At 47.2% G+C, this 24,526-nt stretch carries 14 protein-coding genes and 3 pseudogenes; 11 read left to right on the forward strand and 6 right to left on the reverse strand.

Annotation, left to right across the window (positions count from 1 at the left end; translation table 11 throughout):
* Position 1: 1 nt before the first annotated feature.
* Positions 2 to 1,879 (reverse strand): DEAD/DEAH box helicase, encoded by a 1,878-nt coding sequence (locus tag OCY70_RS21835; RefSeq protein ID WP_373871465.1) that lies wholly within the window; start codon positions 1,877 to 1,879, stop codon positions 2 to 4.
* 358 nt (positions 1,880 to 2,237) lie between these two features.
* Here OCY70_RS21835 and OCY70_RS21840 point away from each other — a divergent pair, with 358 nt between their 5' ends.
* Positions 2,238 to 4,823: an adenosylcobalamin-dependent ribonucleoside-diphosphate reductase gene (locus tag OCY70_RS21840; protein ID WP_213428719.1), complete on the forward strand. Its 2,586-nt coding sequence runs from the start codon at positions 2,238 to 2,240 to the stop codon at positions 4,821 to 4,823.
* A gap of 539 nt (positions 4,824 to 5,362) precedes the next feature.
* On the opposite strand, the gene OCY70_RS21845 is transcribed toward OCY70_RS21840, so the two are convergent.
* A complete protein-coding gene (locus OCY70_RS21845; RefSeq protein WP_006675789.1) occupies positions 5,363 to 5,731 on the reverse strand; it encodes a hypothetical protein in 369 nt (122 codons plus the stop codon).
* 714 nt (positions 5,732 to 6,445) lie between these two features.
* Here OCY70_RS21845 and OCY70_RS21850 point away from each other — a divergent pair.
* Positions 6,446 to 7,183 carry a hypothetical protein gene (locus tag OCY70_RS21850; RefSeq protein WP_261948795.1) on the forward strand — a complete coding sequence of 246 codons (738 nt, stop codon included), beginning with the start codon at positions 6,446 to 6,448 and terminating at the stop codon, positions 7,181 to 7,183.
* Between the two features lie 826 nt (positions 7,184 to 8,009).
* Here the strand turns inward: OCY70_RS21850 and OCY70_RS35825 are convergent.
* The gene (locus OCY70_RS35825) at positions 8,010 to 8,699 is read right to left on the reverse strand and encodes a hypothetical protein (protein WP_306433941.1); all 690 of its coding nucleotides are present in this window, start codon (positions 8,697 to 8,699) and stop codon (positions 8,010 to 8,012) included.
* Positions 8,700 to 9,074: 375 nt separating this feature from the next.
* Positions 9,075 to 9,293 carry a helix-turn-helix domain-containing protein gene (locus tag OCY70_RS35830; RefSeq protein WP_306433940.1) on the reverse strand — a complete coding sequence of 73 codons (219 nt, stop codon included), beginning with the start codon at positions 9,291 to 9,293 and terminating at the stop codon, positions 9,075 to 9,077.
* Positions 9,294 to 10,447: 1,154 nt separating this feature from the next.
* On the opposite strand from OCY70_RS35830, the pseudogene OCY70_RS21860 reads away from it, so the two are divergent.
* Positions 10,448 to 11,607 (forward strand): annotated as a pseudogene (locus OCY70_RS21860) (IS110 family transposase).
* Between the two features lie 510 nt (positions 11,608 to 12,117).
* On the opposite strand, the gene OCY70_RS21865 reads toward OCY70_RS21860, so the two are convergent.
* Positions 12,118 to 13,497, reverse strand: coding sequence for a Spo0E family sporulation regulatory protein-aspartic acid phosphatase (locus OCY70_RS21865; RefSeq protein WP_213431384.1), 1,380 nt, complete (start codon positions 13,495 to 13,497; stop codon positions 12,118 to 12,120).
* A gap of 228 nt (positions 13,498 to 13,725) precedes the next feature.
* Between OCY70_RS21865 and OCY70_RS21870 the strand changes: the two genes are divergently transcribed.
* A complete protein-coding gene (locus tag OCY70_RS21870) occupies positions 13,726 to 13,965 on the forward strand; it encodes a hypothetical protein (RefSeq protein WP_213431385.1) in 240 nt (79 codons plus the stop codon).
* A 527-nt stretch (positions 13,966 to 14,492) separates the two neighbouring features.
* Positions 14,493 to 14,912, forward strand: a pseudogene (locus OCY70_RS21875) (carbohydrate ABC transporter permease); the annotation flags it as partial.
* Between the two features lie 8 nt (positions 14,913 to 14,920).
* Here OCY70_RS21875 and OCY70_RS21880 read toward each other — a convergent pair.
* A protein-coding gene (locus OCY70_RS21880; protein WP_249725711.1) for an IS5 family transposase occupies positions 14,921 to 15,684 on the reverse strand; the annotation gives its coding sequence in 2 pieces (ribosomal slippage) (positions 14,921 to 15,348 and positions 15,348 to 15,684; 765 coding nt in all).
* A gap of 47 nt (positions 15,685 to 15,731) precedes the next feature.
* On the opposite strand from OCY70_RS21880, the pseudogene OCY70_RS21885 reads away from it, so the two are divergent.
* The 6 genes and pseudogenes from OCY70_RS21885 to OCY70_RS21910 all read left to right on the forward strand — a co-directional run.
* Positions 15,732 to 16,220 (forward strand): annotated as a pseudogene (locus OCY70_RS21885) (carbohydrate ABC transporter permease); the annotation flags it as partial.
* Between the two features lie 17 nt (positions 16,221 to 16,237).
* Entirely contained in the window at positions 16,238 to 17,074 is an 837-nt protein-coding gene (locus OCY70_RS21890; protein ID WP_261945168.1) for a carbohydrate ABC transporter permease, read from the forward strand.
* 181 nt (positions 17,075 to 17,255) lie between these two features.
* Positions 17,256 to 18,638 carry an ABC transporter substrate-binding protein gene (locus tag OCY70_RS21895; RefSeq protein WP_213430640.1) on the forward strand — a complete coding sequence of 461 codons (1,383 nt, stop codon included), beginning with the start codon at positions 17,256 to 17,258 and terminating at the stop codon, positions 18,636 to 18,638.
* 139 nt (positions 18,639 to 18,777) lie between these two features.
* A complete protein-coding gene (locus OCY70_RS21900; protein WP_213430641.1) occupies positions 18,778 to 21,993 on the forward strand; it encodes a polysaccharide lyase family 8 super-sandwich domain-containing protein in 3,216 nt (1,071 codons plus the stop codon).
* Between the two features lie 40 nt (positions 21,994 to 22,033).
* Positions 22,034 to 23,524 carry an alpha-L-fucosidase gene (locus OCY70_RS21905; RefSeq protein WP_213430645.1) on the forward strand — a complete coding sequence of 497 codons (1,491 nt, stop codon included), beginning with the start codon at positions 22,034 to 22,036 and terminating at the stop codon, positions 23,522 to 23,524.
* Positions 23,521 to 24,483 (forward strand): sugar kinase, encoded by a 963-nt coding sequence (locus OCY70_RS21910; protein WP_213430642.1) that lies wholly within the window; start codon positions 23,521 to 23,523, stop codon positions 24,481 to 24,483. Before OCY70_RS21905 ends, OCY70_RS21910 begins: the two co-directional genes overlap by 4 nt.
* The last annotated feature ends 43 nt before the right edge of the window (positions 24,484 to 24,526 follow it).

Below are 24,526 nucleotides of genomic sequence, written 5' to 3' on the forward strand. Positions count from 1 at the left end.
GTCAAGCCTCCGCTTCCGTACTGATCTGGTCCAGCAGTTGTCCGATCGCGGCCTTCCGCTCATCGTCCGTTTCGGCTTCCACTTCCGCGCGGATGGCGTTCAGCGACTCTCCGAGATGCTCGACATGATGGCGGATCTCCTCGTCGCTGCCCGCTTCCAGCAGAATGCGGGTCAGGCTCTTTTCCAGGGAGTCCTGCTTCTCGAACCGTTCCAATATCATATCCAGCCGGCCGATGACCATTTCGAACATATTGATCTTTTCATGCAGCAGGTTCAAAATATGCTCCTCGATCGTGCCGCGGGTCGATAAATTGTAAATGCGCACGTCGTTCATCTGGCCGAGGCGGTGCACCCGCCCGATTCGCTGCTCGACGCGCATCGGGTTCCAGGGCAGGTCGAAATTGATCATATGGTGGCAAAATTGCAAATTGATGCCCTCGCCGCCGGCCTCGGTCGCGATCATCACCTGGGCGCGGCCGCGGAACAGATCCATCATCCAGTCCTTTTTGCCCCGGTTCATGCCGCCGCTGTACGGCACCGCCACGATGCCGGCCTTGCGGAAGTATTGCAGCAAATATTCCTGCGTCGCCCGGTATTCGGTGAACACGATCACCTTCTCATTCGTCTGCCGGATAATGTCCATGGCGGCCTCCGCCTTCGTGTTGGACGTAATCGCCTTGATCAGATCGACCAGATCCCAGATATGATCGCGGATCGGGGAATCCTCGGGCAGCTTCTTGGCGAGGTTGACGAGGGTCAGGAAGACCGCGTCGCGGCTGGAGCACACTTCCCGCTGGAGCGTAATCAGCGAGAACATGCTGCCGATATCGCGGCCGTTCATCTGGTACTGCTCCTTGATGAAGCGGGTGACCCCTTCGTATAATGCCTGCTCGTCCGGGGACAGCGTCAAGGGCACATTGCGGACGATGCGCCGCGTGAATTGCACGCTGCCCTCGCCGCGCCGATTGCGCACCATCACCTTGGACAGCTCGCCCTGAAGCTGGCCCTCGTTCTTCGGAAGACGCTTGTCGGCGACGAAGTTGCTGCTGAATTCGCCCTGCCCGCCAAGCTGTCCCGGCTTCAGCAGGGTAATCAGATTGTACAGCTCGTTCATATCGTTCTGGACCGGCGTGGCTGTCAGCAGCAGGCAATATTTTTTGCGCAAATGCTGAATGAACTGGTAGTTGGTCGTCTTGCGGTTTTTGAGCTTATGCGCCTCGTCGACGATAAGCATGTCGTATTCCTGCTCCATCAGGATCGATTTATGCGGATCGCGCTTGGCGGTATCCATCGAGGCGACGACGATGTCGGATTGCCATTGATATTTTTTCTTCTGGGCCACCGCCGCGATGCCGAACTTGTGGTGCAGCTCGCGCACCCACTGCAGCACCAGGGAGGCGGGGACGAGAATGAGGGCGCGCTTGACGAGCCCGCGAATCAAATATTCCTTCAGCACGAGTCCGGCTTCGATCGTCTTGCCGAGTCCGACCTCGTCGGCCAGAATCGCGCGGCCGCGCATCTCGTGCAGCACCTTCTTGGCCGTCTCTACTTGATGGGGAAGCGGTTCTACGTTCGTAATGTGGGTCAGGCATTGCAGCTCGTCGAACGCGCGAATGCGCTTGGCCTGCTCCGCTTCATAGGCCAACTGGAACAGCGTCCAGTCATCCCAGGGGCCGTTCTTGTCGATGCGGGCCGACAGTTCCTCCAGCCAGCCGCGATCCGTCACGATAGGCAGCGATCCGGATGCCGCGGACGAGGACAGCGGCCAGGAATGCGCGTCGGAGCGCATGATCGGGCCGCTAACCGGGCTGACCGGGCCGGCCAGGGCCGATGGCTGCGGACCGGCAAGGCCATCATTCGGCTGCTGATGTCTGTTCATCCTCTCGACCTCCTCTATAGAGGTAGTATGGACGTTATTGCAGGCTTTCATAACCGCTGCAAGACGGAGATCGAGGAGCCTGCAAGAGGGACGGGAGCAGGGGGAGGAATGCCTTTCTCCGGAAAAAGCAAGAGACAAAATAGAGAGATTGCTAGAGAAAAACGAAGCATGGTGTTCCCCGGTTCACATCCATTCGCCATATTTCCTTTTTTCTTATTAGAAATTCTATATATAGTATAGTACAATGATTTTCGCACACAATATATTGTGGAAAATACATACATTGTACAATCCTTCAATTGTCGTGTGCGGTGGTAATCATTCAAGTAGCGATCAATATATAGGAGGTTGTGTTCTTTTGAATACGGGGCATAAGCACCGCTTGGAAGGCTTGAGCGAGAAAATATTTCTGGATCGGTACGCATGGAAGGATGCGGACACGAACAACACCAAAGTAGGGGATGTCGTCCTGGTACTGACTAAAGACGATCCGAAATTTCCGGCGAAGGAAGTCGGAGAAGTGGTAGCGCGCGACGGCCGCTTCGTCTCTGTCAAGCTGCGAAGCGGAGAGCTGGTTCAATCCACGATTGAGAAGCTGACCTTGACGATAGAGAAGACGCCGGAAGAAATGTGGGATCGGCTGGCGGCTGCGATGGCATCGGTAGAACCAACCCCGGAAAAACAACAGGAATGGACGGAAAAGTTCCGTTATATATTGGACGACTGGAAGCTCGTCCCTGGCGGCCGCATCGCGGCAGGGGCCGGGGCAAGCGAGGAATTGACCCTGTTCAACTGCTACGTTATCCCTTCGCCGAAGGACAGCCGCGGCGGCATTATGGAGACATTGTCGGAGATGACCGAGATTATGGCCCGTGGCGGGGGCGTCGGCATTAACCTGTCGTCGCTTCGCCCGCGGCGCGCGATCGTGCGCGGGGTCAACGGCTCCTCCAGCGGCGCCGTCTCCTGGGGCGGCTTGTTCAGCTATACGACCGGACTGATCGAGCAGGGGGGCAGCCGACGGGGCGCGCTCATGCTAATGATGAACGATTGGCATCCGGACGTCGTCGATTTCATTACGGTAAAGCAGACGATGGGCCAGGTGACGAACGCCAATCTGTCCGTCTGTGTCAGCAATGCCTTCATGAAGGCGGTCAAGGAAGATCTAGACTGGGAGCTGGTCTTCCCGGATACGTCCGATCCGGAGTATGACGAGCTGTGGGACGGAGACCTCGAAAAATGGAAGCAGGCCGGAAAAGCGGTCATTCCTTACCGCACCGTGAAAGCGCGGGAAATCTGGCATACGATTATCGAGTCGGCCTGGAAATCGGCCGAGCCGGGCGTCGTGTTCATGGAATACTACAACCAGATGTCGAACAGCTGGTATTTCAACCCGATTATCTGCACGAATCCGTGCGGGGAGCAGGGCTTGCCGGCCTGGGGCGTCTGCAATCTGTCCGCGCTCAATCTGTCCAAGTTCTATGACGAGGAGAAGCATGATGTCGCGTGGGACGAACTGTCGACCGTGACGCGCTATGCGGTGCGTTTCCTGGACAACGTGATCGACAAGACCCCTTATCATTTCGACAAAAATAAAGAGAACCAGCAGAACGAGCGCCGCGTCGGCTTGGGATCGATGGGCTTGGCCGAGCTGATGATCAAGCTGGGCATCCGCTACGGCAGCCCGGAATCGCTTGAATTCCTCGATAAGCTGTTCGGCTTCATCGCGCGCGAATCGTATCTCGCGTCGGCGGAGATCGCGGGCGAGAAGGGCGCGTTTCCGGCATTCGAGACCGAGCCGTACCTCCAGAGCGGCTTCATGAAGAACATGCTCGAGGTGTATCCGGAGGTCGGCGAAGCGATTCGCCGGCAGGGCATGCGCAATGTGACCGTCATTACGCAGGCGCCGACGGGCAGCACTGGCACGATGGTCGGCACCTCGACCGGCATCGAGCCGTACTTCGCTTTCAAATATTTCCGGCAAAGCCGCCTCGGCTTCGACGAGCAGTTCGTGCCGATCGCGCAGGAATGGATGGACGCGCATCCGGGCGAGCAGCTGCCGGATTACTTCATTACGGCGATGGATCTGTCCGCCGAGGATCATATCCGTGCGCAGGCGGCGATCCAGCGCTGGGTGGACAGCTCGATCTCGAAGACGGCGAACTGCCCGAACGACTTCACGGTGGAAGAGACGAAGCGGCTGTATGAGCTGGCCTTCGATCTCGGCTGCAAGGGCGTGACGATCTACCGCGACGGCAGCCGCGACGTCCAGGTTCTGTCGACCGACAAGGGAGACAACAAGGAAGACGGGCAAGCTTGCCAGGCCGAAGCCGGAGCTCTGGCGGAAGAGGCGGCAGAAGCGCCGGCTGCTCCGGCGACCGCACAGGCAGTCGCGCCGAGCAACGGCGGGGGCGGCAATGTGTACAAGCGCCGTCCGCAAGTACTGCGCGGCGCGACTTATAAGGTGAATACGCCGTTCGGCATGGCTTATATTACGATTAATGATATGAACGGCATTCCGGGCGAGATTTTCCTGAACGTGGGCAAGGCCGGTTCCGATGTGTTCGCGATGGCGGAAGCGCTCGGCCGCGTCTGCTCGCTGTTCCTCCGCTACGGCGATCACGGCAACAAGGTCGAGCTGCTCATCAAGCACCTGAAGGGCATCGGCGGCTCCGGCGCGATCGGCTTCGGCGCCAACCGCGTCGAGTCGATTGCCGATGCGGTAGCCAAGGCGTTGGAGATTCACCAGCAGGAAGCGCTCGGACTCGGCGCCGAGGCGGACCCGGCTCCGATCGCCGCGACGATCGAGGCCCCGGTCATCGGGCTGAAGGAGAGCGGCAGCGCATCGGCCTCGCGCGACCTGTGCCCGTCCTGCGGCACCGCCTCGCTCCTGAACGTCGAGGGCTGCAAGACCTGCGCGAACTGCGGTTACAGCCGCTGCTCGTAGAAGACGATAGTCCCCCTGGATGGGTACTTGAGATAAGAATTAATGCTTATTAGGTGAGAATATTTCGTCACATATAAGCCTGTAGCGGCAATGTTTGCTGGCTACAGGCTTTTTTAACTTTTGTGAGGGATACACCCGATATGGGAATTTTGATTGTACAAGCAAGTTGTTGTAAACATTCGGGCATCTTAACAACGAACAAACGTAGTCACGGTTTCCACCGGCAGCTTGGAGAGATCTGCATCACGTTTGCCGCTCGTTTTGCGGCGTTTATACGTGATGGCTTCCTTCTCGGGCTCCGTCTCAGGCGGAGCGGTTGCTTCGGCTTCGTTAAACAGGTTCATCTCCAGTTGCTTGACGCTTACGAACGTCTAAATGGCTTGTCACCCAACCAATATCGACGAGTTGTATAACGATAAGAAAACCCTCAGTTCTGTTAAATTGAACTGAGGGAAATAGACTAATTTTTTGTTTTTCCCCTGTCTACTTGACAGGGGCACTTCACTGACCGCTAGGTGGGGCTTATTTGACGTTTACCGTTACACCATACCGCCCGCGTCTTCAATAATTCTCATGGCTTTGTCAAAAGATTCCTCCTCCACCACAACAGTCAGCAAAATATCCCTTCCGGTGGGTCCACCCTGCCCCCCGTCACTCATTCCGCTTGCCGATACATTTGTAGCAGCTAGAACGTTGGTGGAATCACCTCCGAGCGTGTCCCCGAAGGTCACGGAGGTTAAACTGCCCATACTGCCGGTTAGATTCGGCGAACCGTATGAATCACTGGCTGGATACATGCTGAAACGATCAATTGACATGTCCACGACATGCAGCGCCTGCAGCTTCTTGGACACACTTTCGGCTTCTTCCGGACTTTTAAAATAGGCCAAAATATTTTTTTCTGCCATAACGTTCACCTGCCTGTGTTTATGGTCTGTTTTCTTAACGAGTAAAATAGGCTTTCATGCCTTTCATTAGATTCTGCCTAACCCGGAATGAATATGCGCATACGTCGGGAAAAAGCAGCAGTCCGGGTTCAAAACTTAATAAATGAGCCTGTAAAGACTGTAACCACTCCAAGTAGTCCTGAAAGAAATCCTTCAATGGGAATGTAAAGGAGGACAGTATATTTATCTATCTGTTCTTCTCTATACTTTACTGTATAATGATAAGATTGCTAATGTAACTAACATTTCTTTGTGTCAAGGCTACTACACTCATATTTGCCGCGAAAGACAATCCATTTGGAAGGTATTAGGGAAAGAACATATTGGTCTACATGCTTGGCTTGAGTTCGATGGAGCTGTGATAGATATATCTATCGGCCAAGAGGCACACTTTTTTGACTTTAAAAGAGCGCCGTGGATTATAGGTAAAGTTCCGAATGGAATGTCTCTAGTCAGCTACAGAGAAGATCGTAAGACTGTAAAAGAATATGGGAGATTGATTGCTAGACAGAGTGGATTGGTTTATCTAGATTGGATCAAGAAACATGACTTGGAGGCGTCCTCTCTATTTTTGAATTTTTTAAATTCTACCTCTAAATAACATAATATGGTGCATATATGTTGTTAGACCCAAGGCATTATGTTACAATATTGGAGGCATCAGGTTGAGGCAAGATGAACAATTCAAATAACGAAGGGAGTTTCAAAATGAAACAAAATCGTACTTGGAAAGTTGTTCTTGCTTGTGCTATGATGTTCAACGTATTTGCGCTCTCTGCGGGGGCAGAAGCGGCAGCGACTCCAACTAAGGGGTCAATCTCTTTATCACAACAGCAGGTGTCTGTACGTGATATCGTGCCTCCTGAGTATTTCACGAAATATGCAGGTAAATTCAACTCTGCTTTAGAAGTGGATCGAGCAACGGGCTTCTCGGCAGCCGCGCCAACGCAAGAAGTAAACAAATTGCACTCACCGGACAACGGGGCTATTATTGTAAACTCGCTCGATGAGTATGCGGCGCTGTTGAACTACTTCAATGACTTGACTGCTCCACAAAACGCCACGATTGTTGAAACCCAAAAAACAAACCCTGTTCAAACATTTTCAGAGACCAGGACGGTTGTCCATGAAACAACATGGAATGACCAAAAAGTCTCTTGGATGAAAGCATATGTTATTGCTGAATACGACAAGGATGATAAAATTGTTGGTACGCCTAAAACGGATAGTGGTTTGTACGGAGTGCATCCGGGACAATCATGGGAACATAACGACAAAAAATCCCATGCGATTGTGAATGATAAAAAGACTGGCGGCCATGCTAATATTTATGGGGATTTATCCTATTACCTTATCTTTGAAGGCATCGGAAAACTGATAACGAAGGAATTGTATAAATTCATGAGATTCTAATAGACATCAAACAACGAGCGATGATTCATAAAGTCGCTCGTTGTTTTATATACTGATTACAGGAGGTGTTCATATGGACGATAAAGACAAAAAGAAGAAATCAAAAAAGAAAAAGATTGTTTGGACGATTGTAATAGTGTTTCTAATTTATGCTACATTTAACCTAATTTCGTTTATAGCAAGGACGGACTCTCCGACACCTTAGAAAAAAACACCCTCTTTTAAAAGAGGAGGGTATTCCGTATAAGGTCAAGGTCAGTCAAGATCAAAATTCTTGATAAAGACTATAGTACACAATACGGCTTTTGTGAAATAGTGTCATTCAAAATAAGAAATAACCCCAATCAGCTTAATTGAATTGTCCAGTTCCACCTAATTCCGAACCTCTATAACATTCATTACGGAATTACTCGATTTAGTTCGTATTTGCACGTTATGAACGGCTCAATAGCGTTTGATAAATTGGAGGCTTTCTTCAACTTCGCTTTTCGCAAAAGTCCATAGTGACGTGTTACAGAACGGAAAAGTTTGTAGTTGCGTGTTACCATCTATACCATCACAATACGAACTATTTGCGATAAACGTCCTTCTGTTCTGACTTCAACGTCATGCCATAGTTCGGACTATTTTGTTACTGGACAAGTAGTCAATCAGTCAGTCAATGTAATGTCGAAAATGAATAAAGAGCAACACCTTTTTAGTGCTGCTCTTTATTCTACCTACCACGGATGGATAACTCCAGAGCCACCCGTAAACTGGACTACTGCCTCGGAAATAAAAGCTGAAACAAGAAGGGCGCTAAAAACCAATTTACTAAATTTTTTTCTCACGCTAATCCCTCCAATTCTTTAACGCTCCGTTTGTAGTAATTGCTTAACTTTTCTAGCGTAAACTGAGGTGAAACGTGGTTCGTTAAATGGATATGCATAGCGGTATTGAGAGCTTCTTTTTCCTTTGGATCATTTACTTTGGAATACCAAAAGGAAGATTCCACTATATTTGTAATACTTTTGTCTATGTCACCCGCAACCAAATAATATTCTCCCTTGACTCGAAGATAATCAGCGTACACAGCACAAGCTAGTGGATTTCTTTCGTCTATAAGGATTTCGAGTTCTCTACCATCCTCGACAATAGTTTTGGCCGCTTCAAGATTGTTTTGGAGTAAGTACAATTGAATAAGTTGTTTAGTCGCAGGGATGATTAATGCGTTATCACACGTCCTAAGAAATGCTGTAAGCAATTCTTCTGCTTTCCCTACATCTCCCTTTCTAGTCGCATAAAAAGCATCCATAATGACGACATTTTCTTTTGTATTCGGATAAGAAAAATTTTTATATTGTAGCAAATACAACTCTGATTCTGTATATGCCCCTATGCTAAAATACGCATCTATAAGGACACCAAGCGCATCTGCTTTGTAATGTCCCCCGGCTTTCAGCACTTCCTTACAATAAGCAATGCATTCGTTATGATGACTCAAAGTGTATGCATGGATACCCAATTTATAGTACAAGCTCAACCGTTCTTCAGACGACAAGAAATCAGCATAATGTATAATATGCTTTCCATTTTGGTATGTTTCCTTCAATCTGCTGAAATCATTTCTTTCAATCAGGTATCGTTGGTACATGCATTTAGCAATGTAAGGCATGATTCCGTGGGAACGTGAGTAGTCAATGATGAGGTCATATAATGAGAGTTTGATGGAGTTATTTTCGATGGAGTCGATATCGCGATACAACTTACCTACTAAGAACAGGCTGTCTTCATTTGGCGATTCAAGAAACTTTTCGGCGATTTTAAGTATCAGCGAAGGATGCTCAAGTGTTTTTAGTTCGTTCTTTAAAATAGAGTAAATGACTTCCGACTTATGCCCAATCTCGATGTACTATTCTACGATGTCATTATGGGGAATGCCTAATACAGCAGCAATGGACAAAATGGATTGAAAATCAGGGCGCTTAACCTCGCCGTTTTCAATTCTCGACAAGCTGCCCTTGTCAACGCCGACCGCTTCTAGGAGCTTAGAAAGGCTCATTTCCTTCCTCTGCCGATGGTACTGTATCAGCTCCCCCAAGCTCATTGGTTTCGTAGCAACGGTACTCACAATCTCACTCCTTCAGCAATGCAAAATTATTGACCACCTATATATTACCATATAACTATGCACAAGACAAACATTTGTTTACATTTCATCCATTTTAAGATTGTAACAAAAAAGACAAAACACAATATGGCTTTGCCTTTAAATTTTAGATTACATTTCTCTCAAACTTGATCGTTTCATGAACTGTACCTAGTCTTAGATGTAACCCAACGCATACACATTAACCTGGGCGGCTACAGATGACGCCACACGTCATAGTACTCCCTTCGAAAAACATCATTCACACGACTCCCTTCAGGAGACACATTCGAAGGTACACAAAGAAGACGGATACGGTCTTTCATAGCTCGATATAATCGTCCTTCATAAGCGCTACGGCCAAACCGGATTTTACGAAATATTACGTTAAGGCTTTAAAGTGTTAAGCCATAAATTAAATTGTTTTTCTGCTTTGCCGCTGGCCTGCTGGGTACTGAATTGTTGAGACATGTTCTTGTCCCTCGACAGTTCCTTTCCTTCTCAATCTTCTCATCGTCTTATTGGTTGTTTCCGTCTTTTCCCAAACTAAGACACGCTTACGCAATGATTCTGAACTGTTTTGTTCTTTTTAACTCTCCCGATTAAATTAGCCAATAAGTTTTTTGGTGGTGGTATATAAACAGCCTTTATACAGTCAGTAGTGTTTAAAGTTCCGTTAACCAGTTACTTATTAAGCTTTTTCTTTAGTCTTATTTGCTGTAGAATAAGTCCGAATAATATCACCGTTAACAATAAAGAATGAATAATGTTGTCCGTATCTATAAACAATGTTGTATAGTAAGAGACCAAAACTGCGGCTGTTGCTATTCCTAGAAAGATATAGTTTCGCAATAGAATGTTCTTCCTAAATAAACATTCATGAACTCTCGTTCGCAAACCTAGCATGAAAATAGCGAGGGTTTAGTGGTCGGACCTATTTCCCATACTGCTACTACATGACGCGAAACACGTTCTTTTTAATGGTGGTGTAACCCCGACAAATAAACTGTTGAGGATGAGTTCTGTGTACAAACCTGTGCTGGCTCTGTATGCCCAATCAGAGAACCGCGAACAGAAAAATGCTCAAGCTCGAATTCATCCGCCGTCATGCATTTCAGTTATGGAGGGAAGCCAAGATGGAAGTATTGCTTGAACGCTGTGCTGGAATGGACGTTCACCAAGAGACAATCGTCGTTTGTGTGATGACCACAGATGCTGCGGGGGAGGCCCACAGCGAGATCCGAAGCTTTGGAACGATGACCAAACATCTTTTCGAACTGCTTAAGTACCTGGAGTCCCAAGGCGTTACACACATCGCAATGGAGAGCACGGAAATCTACTGGAAACCTGTCTACAACATACTTGAAGGCTACTTCACCGTCGTACTGGCGAATGCGCAGCGCATTAAGAATGTTCCTGGCCGCAAGACGGATGTTTGTGATGCCGAATGGATCGCGAAGCTGCTTCGAGTCGGTCTAATTGAGCCCAGCTTTGTGCCATCCGAGGACTTAAGGGAGCTACGGGACCTCTGCCGACTTCGAAAAAAACGAATCGGCTCCCTAACAGCGGAGAAAAACCGAATCCAGAAGTATCTTGAAGCAGGTAACGTCAAGCTAGGCAGTGTCATCTCAGACGTATTCGGTGTATCCGGGCGCAGTTTGCTGCAACGCTTAATCGAAAAAGGTTACGTTGACGCGGAAGATGTTGAAGCGAGCGTCAAGGGTTCGATCAAGAACAAAAAAAGTGAAGTTACTGACTCTCTTTTTGGCACGATGACCCCGCATCAAATTCGATTGATTAAAGATTGTTGGGAGCATATCGAATACTTAGAGAAGTCCATTGCTCGGTTGGAAGCCGAAATTAACGATCACTTGGAGCCCTATCGGACGGAGTACGAACTGCTTCAGACCATTCCAGGTGTTAGCGAACGAACAGCTGCAGCACTCCTTGCAGAAATCGGGGCCAATATGGAGCAATTTCCATCCGCAGATCACCTTGCCTCTTGGGCTGGCGTAGCACCCGGCAACCACGAGAGTGCAGGCAAAAAAAAAGTACAAAAAGCGTAAAAGGCAATCCTCATGCAAAAGTGACACTATGCGAAGCGTCTTGGGCAATCGCTCGCTCACGAAACACGGTCTTGGCAACAAAGTTCTGGAAGATTGCTTCACGACGAGGAAAGAAAAAAGCTTGCATTGCCATTTCACGTAAGATACTTATCATTGCTTACCACATGCTGAAGAACAAACAAATTTACATCGAAGGTGGACCACAAGCACCACTCATGCAGATCAACTAACCTTACAGCATTGACGAAACATAGCGATTTTAAACAAGGCCCCTTCAAAGAAGGTGGACCGGGCATCTTATGGTCATTTCTCAGAAAACTGCAGCTTTTTAAAGACGATAATCGTTCATGAGTGCGTTTGGATTTTCACAGAAAAAAGTGAACCACCAGTGCAATTATCAAGGCGTAAAACAAGAGAAAGGACAGGGTTATTATTAACTGTTCAGTTATAATCAAATTCACTCCCCTTCACCCTTTATGTTTTACCCTATGGTAACATAAACTTACATAAATTACTAATCGTTGGTTGTCACGGATTAGTTGTGACTTCGTAATATGGAACTGGTAACCAATGTAGATTTATGCTCATAAATTTTAGGCTCAGCAACATTTTTTGCAGCAGGGTCAAGGAAGAACGTGTCTTCTTTAATGCTAATGTAATTATTCATGGTTGGGATTGATTCTATCACCTTTTTTGAAAACTCATCCTTCCCAATTTCAACTGTGTGCCTTTGACTTAGCTCACCTTGTGCTATTATAGGACAATCTGTGTCTACTATTCACTCTAACTTCGTACTTTTGCAGTTCAAGTATGTAAATATCTAACTGTTGGCTAATCTGAACGACTTCATCATCGGTAAGTTTGCCTTTTTGATTAGCAATGTGGATTAATTTTTGTTTAAGTTCCTTGACTTTGGCTAACAGTGTAGCATGTAAATTATCTATTTTTGTTATGCCTTCTTTTTCATTGTCAATATCATTAACCTTAGAGAAGTACCATGCACTTTTTTGTAGATCTGATACTCCTTTTTGGATGTCGCAAACTGTAATAAAATATTCTGCTCGATGATAATAATATTCAGCCAGTTGTGAAATCAGGTTAGGATTGTTATGGCTGATTTGTTGGGGGTCGATAGGGTAAGAAAGAGTTTTTTCAGCTTCAAACAGTCGGCATTCTTGCAGATATATATCCATTAATTGATTCAAAACTGACAGAGCTAGACCCTGATCGCAAGTTTCTAATAGTGAGTTCAACTGGGATACCGCTACATCTGTCTTTCCCCTTTTCGCATTAAGCAATGCGTTCGTTAGCATAACATTTTCTTTGATGTAAGGGGCATCATATTTCGAGTAGAGATGATTGTAATATTCACTTTTTTCGTAATCCCCAATACGAAAGTATGCGCTTCTCAGTATACCAAGAGCGTGAGCGTAGTATTCATTATCAGGCTTAGCTTCCTGAATCACATGAAGGGCAAGCTCGATGCTTTTCGGATATAGAAATAAATTATATGCGTGAATACCCAGCTTGTAATAGAACATGATGCGGTCTTCCGCGCTCAAAAAATCTGCATACATTACGATATGCTTGTAACTATCGTATGTATCCCGCATCCGAGTAAAGTCATCCCGTTCGATTAAGTATACCTGGAATAACCCCCTAGCCAAAAAAGGCATGATGCCGTGATCCCGAGAGTAGTCAACGATGACTTGATACAGGGCTAATTTAATCTCCTTATTTTCCACGTGGCCCACGAAGTCATAAAGCCTTTCCACCAAAGCGTGACTATCGTCGAGAGGGGGTTCTAAAACTTTTCTCCCTACTTTGGTAACCAGCTCGGCAGTACCCGAATGCTGAATCACGTCCTGCAACACGAAAAGGAGGGTGTCTGCTCTCTTTTCCACAGTAATGTGCAGTTCGACCAAAGTCTCTAATGGTATCTGTAATGTGTCTACAAGCGGACGGATGGTCATATATTCCGGCCTTTTAACGTCCCCGTTTTCGATTTTTGATATCGTTCCTTTATGTAAGCCTGTCACTTCAGCTAATTGCGATAAAGTCATGTCCCTATTATGTCTGTAGCGTTGTATTAATTCCCCAATGGACAATACTTGTGCCACCCTATACGCACCTTCTCCCATTTTTCAATGATTTACCACCTATATTTTACCATTTAAACGACCATGAATCAAACAATTGTTTACATTTTATCTATTAAAGACGAAATGTGGGCTTTCGGGTGTTTAACGAAGTTCGTCGGCGACTTCATCGGTAGCGCCAACCTCATCGATGGCACGGTGAAGAGCGTGGAGACGGCTGTATGATCGACCGCCTCCGGCGATCTGTTGGTGAAACGCACGGAGCCTCTGTCGCAGAATTGGGTCACCGTCGTTATCCGCCCGGAGGGGTGTCACTCGCCGAAGCCAGCTCGCATGTCGGAACGGGTGGACAAGGGCGTCTTTATTGGCCAGACCCAGGCATACGAAGTCCAGTACGAAGGACAGGCGCTGCAGGTTACGACCATAATCCGATTCTGGATAATGATTTTCGGGTTGGGGACTTCGTCTCGCTGGTCCACATTCTTTTGACTGCACAGAACAGGATTCGATCTGGAATGAATTTAGCATTAAGGGATCCGGTGGCTCCCGGGGTTAGATGCTGGTAGATTAGCAGATTGGCTTCTTCGAGCAATTGCTCCATCTCGATTTAAGCTTGTAGCGGCAATGTTTTCCAGCTACAGGCTTTTTCATGTTTCGAGTGAGAGGATCAAGCAAAAAGAGATGGACAACGACTTCCCAATGTGAATATATCTAATTCCTCGCTTCTTCATCAGCCGCTTTTTCGAGTGATCCAGATCTCTCCATGTCCGGCTTATCCCATCAAGGCATTCATCTAAATGATAGCGCCTATATAACTCCTCTTTAGTCAACTCGATTGCATGTTTCATTACACGACAAAGGTCAAAATTTTACCCACACAAGGTCATAATCCATCCTTTGTTCTCCCTTGTCTGCCGCTTATGATGAAGTCAACAAATTATTAAGCTGAGGTGACATCCTAAGTGGAAGAGACAAAATCAAGTTATCAGCTCCCAAAGCAACAGGCGGAGCGCGTAGTGAAGAAATTTTGGTCGCCACGGAGAAAGGAAGCATTGGTTGGCTGGCTGTTTTTAATGCCGGAAATTGTGGGCATGTTGATGCTTAATGTATTTGCCCTTGGGTTTTCGTTGTATTTAAGTTTTACAGATTGGGATTTATTGTCTGGGGTATCAGGGATTAAATTTGCCGGTTTGCAAAACTACATTCATTTATTTCAAGACCCGACGATATGGAAGGCATTATACAACAACTTGGTGTATACGGTGTTAACCGTGCCATTGCCGATTGCGATTGCGCTTGTGCTAGCGGTTGTTATTCATAGTAAAGTCTACTTTAAAGATTACTTTAAAGTCGTATTCTTCATCCCTTACATTTCCTCGATTATCGCTGTGGCAGCCGTGTGGAGCATTTTATTCCACCCTTCGCTAGGGCGTGTATGCAAACCTTAAGCCAACCAGATCATGGAAGAGGCCAGCTTTAAGAAGGCAACAAAAGTACAGGCCAATTTATCGTACCGAGTTGCCAGCCGACGATTATGTTTGAGTTTGTTGAACAGGCATTCGACCAGATGACGCTCTTTATACAACCACCAGTCGGTTGTACGTTGGATCGTGCGATTCTTCTTACTGGGAATGACGGAATGGGCCAGTTTCTCTTCCAAAAGCGCAATGATTTTATCGGTATCGTATCCGCGATCCGCCAAAACATGTTTACCTTGTATGTCTTGGGTTTGCAGGATCTCATAACCCGTTACACAATCATTGATGTTGCCTGCGGTTACTTCGAAGCGTAGCGGATTGCCAAGGCCGTCTACAACGGCATGAATCTTGCTGGTTAAGCCTCCGCGTGATCGTCCGATGGCTTGGAATTGCTGCCCCCTTTTGCCCCCGCGCCGTGTTGGTGAACACGAACGATGGAAGCATCGAGCATAACACTTTCGTCATCGGGATTGGCAGCCAGAACCTCTAGCATTCGATCAAAGATGCCTGCTTTCTCCCAGCGGCGGAAACGACTGTAGACACTGCTCCAGGAGCCATAATGCTCTGGCAAGTCTCGCCAAGGCGCACCAGAACGAATCACCCAAAGCATGGCATTGAACATTTTTCGGTTATCGATTGCCGGACGTCCACCCTGTGGTTTCCGTTCCGGTGGCAAGAGGTCTTTGAGTCGTTCCCATTGGTCATCTCGTATCTCATATCGTCTTCTCATAGGATAAGTTTACCAGATATTTGGCTATTTCGATAGTTTGCGTACACGCCCTAGGCCCTATCAATCAATTTCTAATGGATCTGGGTGTATCGAATCCCCCGAAATGGCTCGTTGATCCGAAAACATCACTCATCTCGGTCGCCATTATTAGTGCGTGGGCAGGGCTCGGTTATACGATTATTATTTACATGGCGGGACTGTCCAATATTTCCGAAGAATTGTACGAAGCGGCAGAAATTGATGGGGCGACGGGGATGAAGAAGTTTTTCAATATCACGGTCCCGATGCTCCGGCCAACGACGTTTTTCTTGCTTATTACGATGCTAATCGGTTCATTTAAAGTGTTCGATATTATTTCGTACTTGACCGAAGGCGGCCCTGATAATTCATCAACGGTAATTGTATTCCGCATCTATCAAGAAGGTTTTGTCAACTACAATATGGGCTATGCATCTGCAATATCCTGGCTGTTATTTGCGATTATCGGTCTGATTACAGCGGCAACGTGGAAGATGCGTCAAGAAGAATCATTTTAATAGAAAGGGAGAGTAGGATGCTAACCTTACGTAATAAGATTTCTAAAATTACCGCTACCGTGTTAATGGGGATATTGTCCATTTTTTTTATCTTTCCGTTATTATGGATGGTTTCGTCGGCATTCAAATTTGAAAAAGACGTGATGCGCTTTCCGATTGAATGGATTCCATCTTCCATCAACGTTGTCAATAACTTTAAGGCCGTATGGATGGAAAGGGTACCGTTTGGTCAAATTTATATGAACTCGCTGAAAGTGGCGATTATCGTTACTTTACTTTCGCTGCTTATATCAACGATGGCAGCCTATTCATTTACGAAGCTAAAATTTCGCGGTCGAAACCTCGTATTTGCCATGCTGCTGGCAATGATGATTATTCCTGATCAAGCGACGCTCATTCCTCGCTTCATGCTTATTCGCTGGCTGGGATTATACGACACCCATGCTGCACTAATTTTGATGGGTATGTTTTCGATTTATTTTACATTCTTGTTGCGTCAATTTATGGCCGGTGTGAGTGATGAAATTTTGGAAGCGGCTAGAATTGACGGTGCAGGGCATCTGCGTACCTTCACTTCGATTATGCTTCCGCTCTGTCGTCCTGTGATAGCGACGGTGGCGATTATTAAGTTCATCTGGTCGTGGAATGATTATCAAAATCCGTTAATCTTCTTGCAATCGAAATCATTGTATACCGTTCCGCTAGGGATGACATTGTTTAGGGATGATTACACGACCAACGATGCGATTATGATGATGGCGGCATTGTCAGCGATTATTCCTCTGCTGATTGTGTTTATTGTTTTGCAGAAACAAGTGATTAGCGGGATTGCCCTTGGTGGCGTGAAAGGGTAAGCAATACGGACTCATGATAAATCCGTAGACATCTTTAGCGTCTTCTAATAGGTCAAAATCGTTATCGCACAAGCACAAAATTATACACGCAAGCAAGTTGCAAACGTTATATACTTGCTGTAAGCGCTAACAAGGGATTAATTAAAACAATACGATAATTAATTTTAGGAGGAAGCTGCACATGGCAAGTAAAAGAAAACGCTATTTTCTTATTTCCACATGCATACTGCTGGCATTCATGATGTTTACAAGCGCTTGTGGAAACAAAGCTGCTGACGAATCGGAACAATCGAACGGTACTGCAGGTACGGGGGCGAAGGAAGTGACGCTCAAGTACTATAACTGGGATAATGAGGCCCAAGAAGGGGCTACAGACGCAATGCTGCGTGAGTTTGAAGCAGCCAACCCTGGTATTAAAGTTGAACATGTCGTCCTCGTTCCGGGTAATTCATTAGAAATGTTGAAGAAATTAGACTTTCTTATTTCGTCAGGAGATGAAGTTGACGTCGTTCAATTACCAAGTTCATCAGCGGTCGTTGAAAGAGCGGTTCGCAGCGCATTTATGCCACTCAATGAATTCTATGATAAAGAAGGTTTGAAAGCGGAAGATGAGTATTATGTAAATCCGCAAGTAGACGGCAACTATTACGGGATGCAATATACATCAGGTTATACCTATGTAATGCTCAATAAGGATGCGTTGGATGAAGCGGGACTGCCTGTTCCTAAATTCGGCTGGACATGGGATGACTATCGTGACTATGCGAAGAAGCTCACAAAAGGCGAAGGCGTAGATAAACGATACGGAACATACTTCCATACATGGGAGTTGTATATGAATGCGCCAGCGCAAACGGTAATGAAAGATCCGTTCCGCTACGACGATGGCAGCACAATTCTGTCTGACCCAACCTATCCGTACTTTTTCCAACTGCGCAAAGACATGGAGAGTGTTGATAAGTCAGCGAAAACGTACGCGGATGTATTAGCGGCTAAGCTTAACTATCGCAGTGAATTTTTCGGCGGGAGTGCTGCGATGATCATGTCAGGCAGCTTCACGATTCCTGATCCAGGTAATCTTGAGCAGTACCCGCATGATTTTGTGACTGCTTTCGCGCCAGTTCCTTTGCCTCCACAGAATGCTTTGCCTAAAGAATATGAGGGCGGTAAATACTTTGTTGGCGGTTCACAATTAGCAATGGGTGCAACAACGAAGCACAAGGAAGAAGCATATAAGCTGATGCGCTTTATGTCTACAGCAGATTCAATGAATAGACAAGAGTTTTCCGGTTGGAAGAAAGCAGATCAAACAGCACTTTTGGAGCGTATGATCGGTAAAAACACGGACAAGTACGATGTAGAGTCGTTAAAGTACACGCTGTTTGGCGACGATATTAAGTATTTGGATGCTTCCAAGGTGCTTACCATTTCGAGTGCTGATTTAACAAAAGTTATCGCCGATGGCTTCAGCAAATTTATGCTTAGCAACGAGCCAATTGACAAAGTACAAGCATGGATGGTTGAAGAAGCAACGAAGATTATTAATGAGAAAGAGAACAAGTAACGATTAGTAAGTAACATAATAAATAGCAATCCGATGAAACAGGGCGTCTCTATATTCCATGCTATATAAAGTGTAAATAGTGGGAAGAGGGGCGCCTTTGCAGTAAGGTGCTCAGGGATGGAGGGAGGAGTGATGAAAAATGAAAAGGATACTAAGTTTGTTACTAATAGTTACGATAGCAGTCACGTTGTTGCCTGTTGGCACAGGTGTGGCGATGTCATCGGATGCTGATAATTTCGTACCGAATGGTGATTTCGAAATGACAGCGGCGCCGAGCGGTACTTGGATTCAATATACGGATACGAATCCTGTACCTGTTCATTGGGACACGTGGATTCCAGCAGGTTCTGGCAAGCCAACTAAAAAAACAGTAAATGTAACGGTTGACACCTCTACTTATTATAGTGGTCGGCAATCGATGCTGATTGATGCTTCCCGCACAAGTCGGGTATCTATTCATGCAAAGGCACCTGTTGAATCAGGTAAATCGTACCGCTTGCAAGTGTGGTATAAAACCGAAAATATTGCAGGTGGCAGCGGCGCTTATTTTCGCACTTCTGTGCTGAATGCTGCTAACACAAAGTTAATCGATGGACCTGCTTCAACTAAGGTGTATGGTACGAACGATTGGAGAATGCAGCAAGTCTTTATAACGGTGCCAGCGGGGGGTGCCAAATTTTTTGTCGAGTTGTTTTTGGAAAATTGCACCGGCAAAGTATGGTTTGATAACATTCGGCTGGAGGAGTATGACGGCATAACGATGTTGACGCTTGAACCGGCGGCAATGACGATGACGGTTGGGGAGACGAAGCCGCTTACATTAACCCGCACTCCAAGTGAGCTATTACCTCCCAACGTAATATGGAGCACTAGCGATGAGAATGTAGCTACTGTTGATAACGACGGTAATGTAACCGCAGTTGCTGCGGGTGCAGCAACAGTTACTGTTGCAACAGAGGACCAGTTGATAAAGGCACAAAGTAATATTGGTGTACAATCCGCAGAAACTGCAGCGGCCTATAACCAATTGCGTGAACGCTGGAAGCAGAAGTTAGTTGGAGCTCCGGACGCTGCCCTCGCTGCTGACCCCGTTATTCAGGCACTAGTAACTGAGATGGATAATCGTGTATCCAATGCCGCTAAGACGGGTTATCTCGATACACTTCGCGCTGATGATGGCAGCCGCACATACTTATGGTCAGATCTTGTCGATAACGCCGATACGAAGGAGCAGCATGCCAACAATATAGTGAGTGAGTTTACCCGTATTAAAACGTTGGCAACCGCTTACAACACCGAATCCTCCCGTTTCTATCACAATAAAGAGTTGCGGGATGCAATTATAGGCGCTCTGGATTGGATGTACGCCAAGCGCTATAACGAGCGTTTATCTTACGGCAGCGCCAGCAGTTGGTGGGGATTTGAAATCGGTGCGCCGCAGATGTTAAATGATTGTTTGGTTCTTATGTATGATGCGTTGAACGATCAGCAAATAGACAATTTTATGCGGACAATTGATAAATATTGTCCTAACCCAACAAAGCGGGTGCAAAATAGCTCCGTTATCGAGACGGGCGGCAATTTGCTGGACAAAGCGCTTGTCGTCACTTTGCGCGGCGTAATTGGCAAAAATAGCGCTAAAATTACGCAAGGACGGGATTCGATTGGTTCAGAATTTAACTATGTCACGAATGGCGATGGTGTATATGAAGATGGTTCACTGGTGCAGCATTCGAATATCGCTTACACTGCTGGCTATGGCGCAGTTTGGCTCAGCCGCACGGCGGACATCACGTATTTGCTCAACACTTCACCATGGCCTGTGACTGACCCGCGTGTGGCTAACATTTATAAGTGGGTAAGTGATGCATTCGAACCGGTTATTTACAAAGGGCTGTACATGGATATGGTGAACGGCCGGGGGATTTCGAGAGACGGATCGGGTACGGCTCGCGGCACGATTGTAGCGTTAGCCATGTTAGCCGAGGGCGCGCCGCCAGAAATAAGCGCGAATATTCGCAGTATGGTAAAGGAATGGGTAAGCAAGGATACCACCTTTGATGATTACTATAAAGGCTTGCCGATTTATAGCGTGATCTTGCTGAAGCAAGTGATGAACGATGACAGCGTTGCAGCGCGCGGCGAGTTAACGCGCAGTTATATGTTCAACGGTATGGCTCGTGTTGCCCATCATCGTCCGAACTACGCTTTGGGTCTAAGTATGTTCTCCGACCGCATCTCTGCCTTTGAAATGGGCAACAAAGAAAATTTAAAAGGTTGGGATACCGGTCTTGGCATGACCTATATCTATAACGAAGACTTATTGCAATATCGCGATGGATTTTGGGCAACGGTGAATAGTTTCCGCTTGCCAGGCACGACGACAGACGGATCTGGAGAAGGAAAGATGCCGGGCGAATGGGCGTACTATTACAATACGAAAAGTCATGTTGGCGGTGCAACACTAGATCATTTGTATAGCGCAAGCGGCATGGATTTCTCATTAACGAAAGTAACGGGCAGTAATTTAAGCGGCAAGAAATCATGGTTTATGTTCGATGATGAAATTGTTGCCCTCGGTACAGATATTCGTAAAACATCTGCCGCCACAAAAACGGTAGAAACGATTGTTGATAATCGCAAGTTGAATAGCAACGGTGATAACGTATTTTTGATTAACGGTGAACCGGTGCCTGCAGCATTGGATTACGCAGCGGAGATTAAGGATGTAAACTGGGCGCACCTGGCAGGCAATCGTGCAGGCTCTGGTGCAGATATGGGCTATTACTTCCCGACTGCGCCTACATTGCATGTCGTACGCGAGGCGAGAACAGGCTCTTGGTATGACATTAACCACGGTCAATCGAAAGAGAAGCTGACGCGCAACTATGCTAGCATCGCCTTTGAACATGGGAATAATCCACTAGAAGCTAGTTACGAATATGTGTTGCTTCCGGGGAAGACAGCAGCACAAACACAAGCTTATAGTGAACAAGCAGCAGTAGAAGTGCTGAGCAACACATCAACAGTACAGGCTGTTAGCCACAAGCAGCTTGGCATCACCGCGGCGAATTTCTGGAGTGCAGATACGGTGGAAAGCATCAGCGCTGCATCCGCTGCCACTGTCATCATGAAGGAAGACAGTGATGAAATGAAAATTGCGATATCCGATCCAACGCAACAGCAGAACACAGTGACGATTGAAGTCCGTCAGCCGGACTTGACACTGCTGACTGCAGATACCGGGATGAAAGTTACACCGATAGAAGATGGAGTTAGCATTGAAGTCAACACTTCGGGATCGCTAGGTAAGACGTATACGGCAACATTCGTTCTCGGAAGTAACTGTAAATAAGAGATGGAGTGTTCATAAAGTGACGAATACAAGTAACGCAATGAGTGCGGAGCAGGTTAAGGCTGCGGCGTTGGTGCGGCCGTCGGAGCGACAGTTGGCGATACAAGAGATGGAGTTTTATGCTTTTGTACATTTTTCAGTAAATACGTTCACGGACCAGGAATGGGGCAATGGGCTGGAGCAGCCGGATATTTTTAATCCGACGCAGTTGGATGCACGACAGTGGGTGCGCGCTTGTAAGGCTGCAGGAATGAAAGGGCTGATTCTGACTTGTAAGCATCACGACGGGTTTTGTTTGTGGCCGAGTGAGTATACAGAGCATTCGGTGAAGAATAGCCCGTGGAAAGACGGCAAGGGTGATGTCGTTCGTGAGGTGGCTGACGCTTGTCGTGAAGGCGGGTTGAAGTTTGGGATTTATTTATCGCCTTGGGATCGTCATGAGGCTTGTTATGGGGATTCGCCAGCTTATAATGAGTACTTTACCAATCAACTGCGCGAGCTGTTGACAAGGTATGGGGATATTTTTTGTGTGTGGTTGGATGGGGCTTGTGGTGAAGGTCCTAACGGCAAGCGGCAAGTGTATGATTGGAATGGCTATTATGCCCTGATTCGTGAATTGCAGCCAGAGGCGTGTATTTCGGTTTGTGGACCGGATGTGCGCTGGTGCGGCAATGAGGCGGGGCATTGCCGCAAGTCGGAGTGGAGCGTAGTACCTGCGCAGTTGCAGGATAAGGAGAGAATTCAGGAAAATTCACAGCAGGAGGATAATGCTGAATTCGCCAAGCGTTTCACTTCAGAGGATGAAGACTTGGGCAGCCGCGACATTATCGCCAATGTATCGGAGCTTGTCTGGTACCCAGCGGAAGTGGATACGTCGATTCGTCCGGGATGGTTCTATCATGCGAGTCAAGATGATCAAGTCAAGCCGCTGGATGAGCTGCGCAAGGTGTACTATGGTTCGGTCGGAGGCAATGCCACGCTCTTGCTTAATATTCCTGCTGATACGCGCGGTCTGCTCCACGAGAATGATGTGCAGCGGTTAGAGGAGTTGGGGGCTTGGATTCGCCATACGTTCGAGACGAATGTGGCGCGCGATGCATCTGCTGCGGCTAGTGAAGCGATGGCTGGACATGAAGCGGCCAATGTATTGGATGGCAATCGAGATACATTTTGGGCTCCTGAGCAAGGTACAGAGGTGGCGAGTATCACTGTCGACTTAGGAATGGAGCGAACGTTCGACCATATCGTACTGCAGGAGTATCGCTATACGCAGAGGATTGAAAGTTTCAGCTTGGAGTATTGGCAAGCCGATACGGCTGCAACTACAGAGGCAAGCGCGGATATACCTGCAGACAGAGGGACGTGGCAGCCAATTTTGAAGGGTACCATTATCGGTCACAAGCGAATTTGCCATTTTCCAGCCATAAGCAGCAGGCGCTTGCGTCTTCAAATCACTGGCTCACGATGGTGGCCAAACTTGTCCGCATTCGAAGTGTACAATAGTCAGGGTCAGGATGGTGAAGGTGAATGAATAATCGAAATTCTCATCCGGAAGTGGTCACCTTCGGGGAAAGTATGGCCCTATTGATCGCCGAGGGAGGAAAACGTCTTGAATACGCATCGAATTTGACGCCATCCTTTGGCGGAGCGGAGACGAATGTAGCGATCGGTTTGTCAAGGCTTGGACATTCCGCAGGCTGGTGCGGCCGGCTTGGAGATGATCCGTTCGGGCAGCGGATTTATAAAATGGTGCGGGGAGAAGGCGTAGATGTTACACGCGCTACATTCACAGATGAAGCTCCAACAGGACTCATGATTCGAGAGAATGCGGCTGGAAGAAGCTCTGTTTATTATTACCGCAAGCTATCGGCGGCCAGTAAAATGACTCCGGAGCATTTGGATGAGGAATATATTGCTGGAGCAAAGATTTTGCATATTACCGGGATTACACCTGCGCTAAGCACATCGTGCGCGGAGACGGCGGCAGCAGCTATGGACATCGCGAGGCAGCACGGAGTCAAAGTGAGCTTCGATCCGAATTTGCGCTTAAAGCTGTGGGATGTTAAAGCAGCCCAAAAGGTTCTTTTGCCATTGGCGCTCAAAGCGGATTATTTCTTGCCTGGATTAGATGAATTGAAACTGCTGTATGAGACGGAATCGGTGGATGAGATCGTTGCCAAGCTCGGTGAGCTGTCCGCTGTAAGCATTATTAAAGGCGGCGAGGACCAAACCTATATTCTGGAGAGCGGTAAACTGTCAGCGGTTCCTTACTATAAGGTTGATCATGCAGTCGATACGGTAGGAGCTGGAGATGGCTTCTGCGCCGGATTTTTAGCTGGTTTGCTGCGGGAATATAGCCTTGAGGAGGCGGTTCGCCTCGGTAATTTGATCGGTTCGCAGGTAATTCAGACGGTTGGTGATTGGGAAGGTCTCCCTACTGGAGCACAAATCGAGCGATTGCTCGCCGGTAAGATGCATGTTGAGCGATAAGGGTGTTTTGTGAACGGAAATGAATTTCCGATGAGGTGAACAA

The sequence above is a fragment of the Paenibacillus melissococcoides genome, from assembly GCA_944800085.1.
Classification (GTDB): Bacteria; Bacillota; Bacilli; order Paenibacillales; family Paenibacillaceae; genus Paenibacillus_B; species Paenibacillus_B melissococcoides.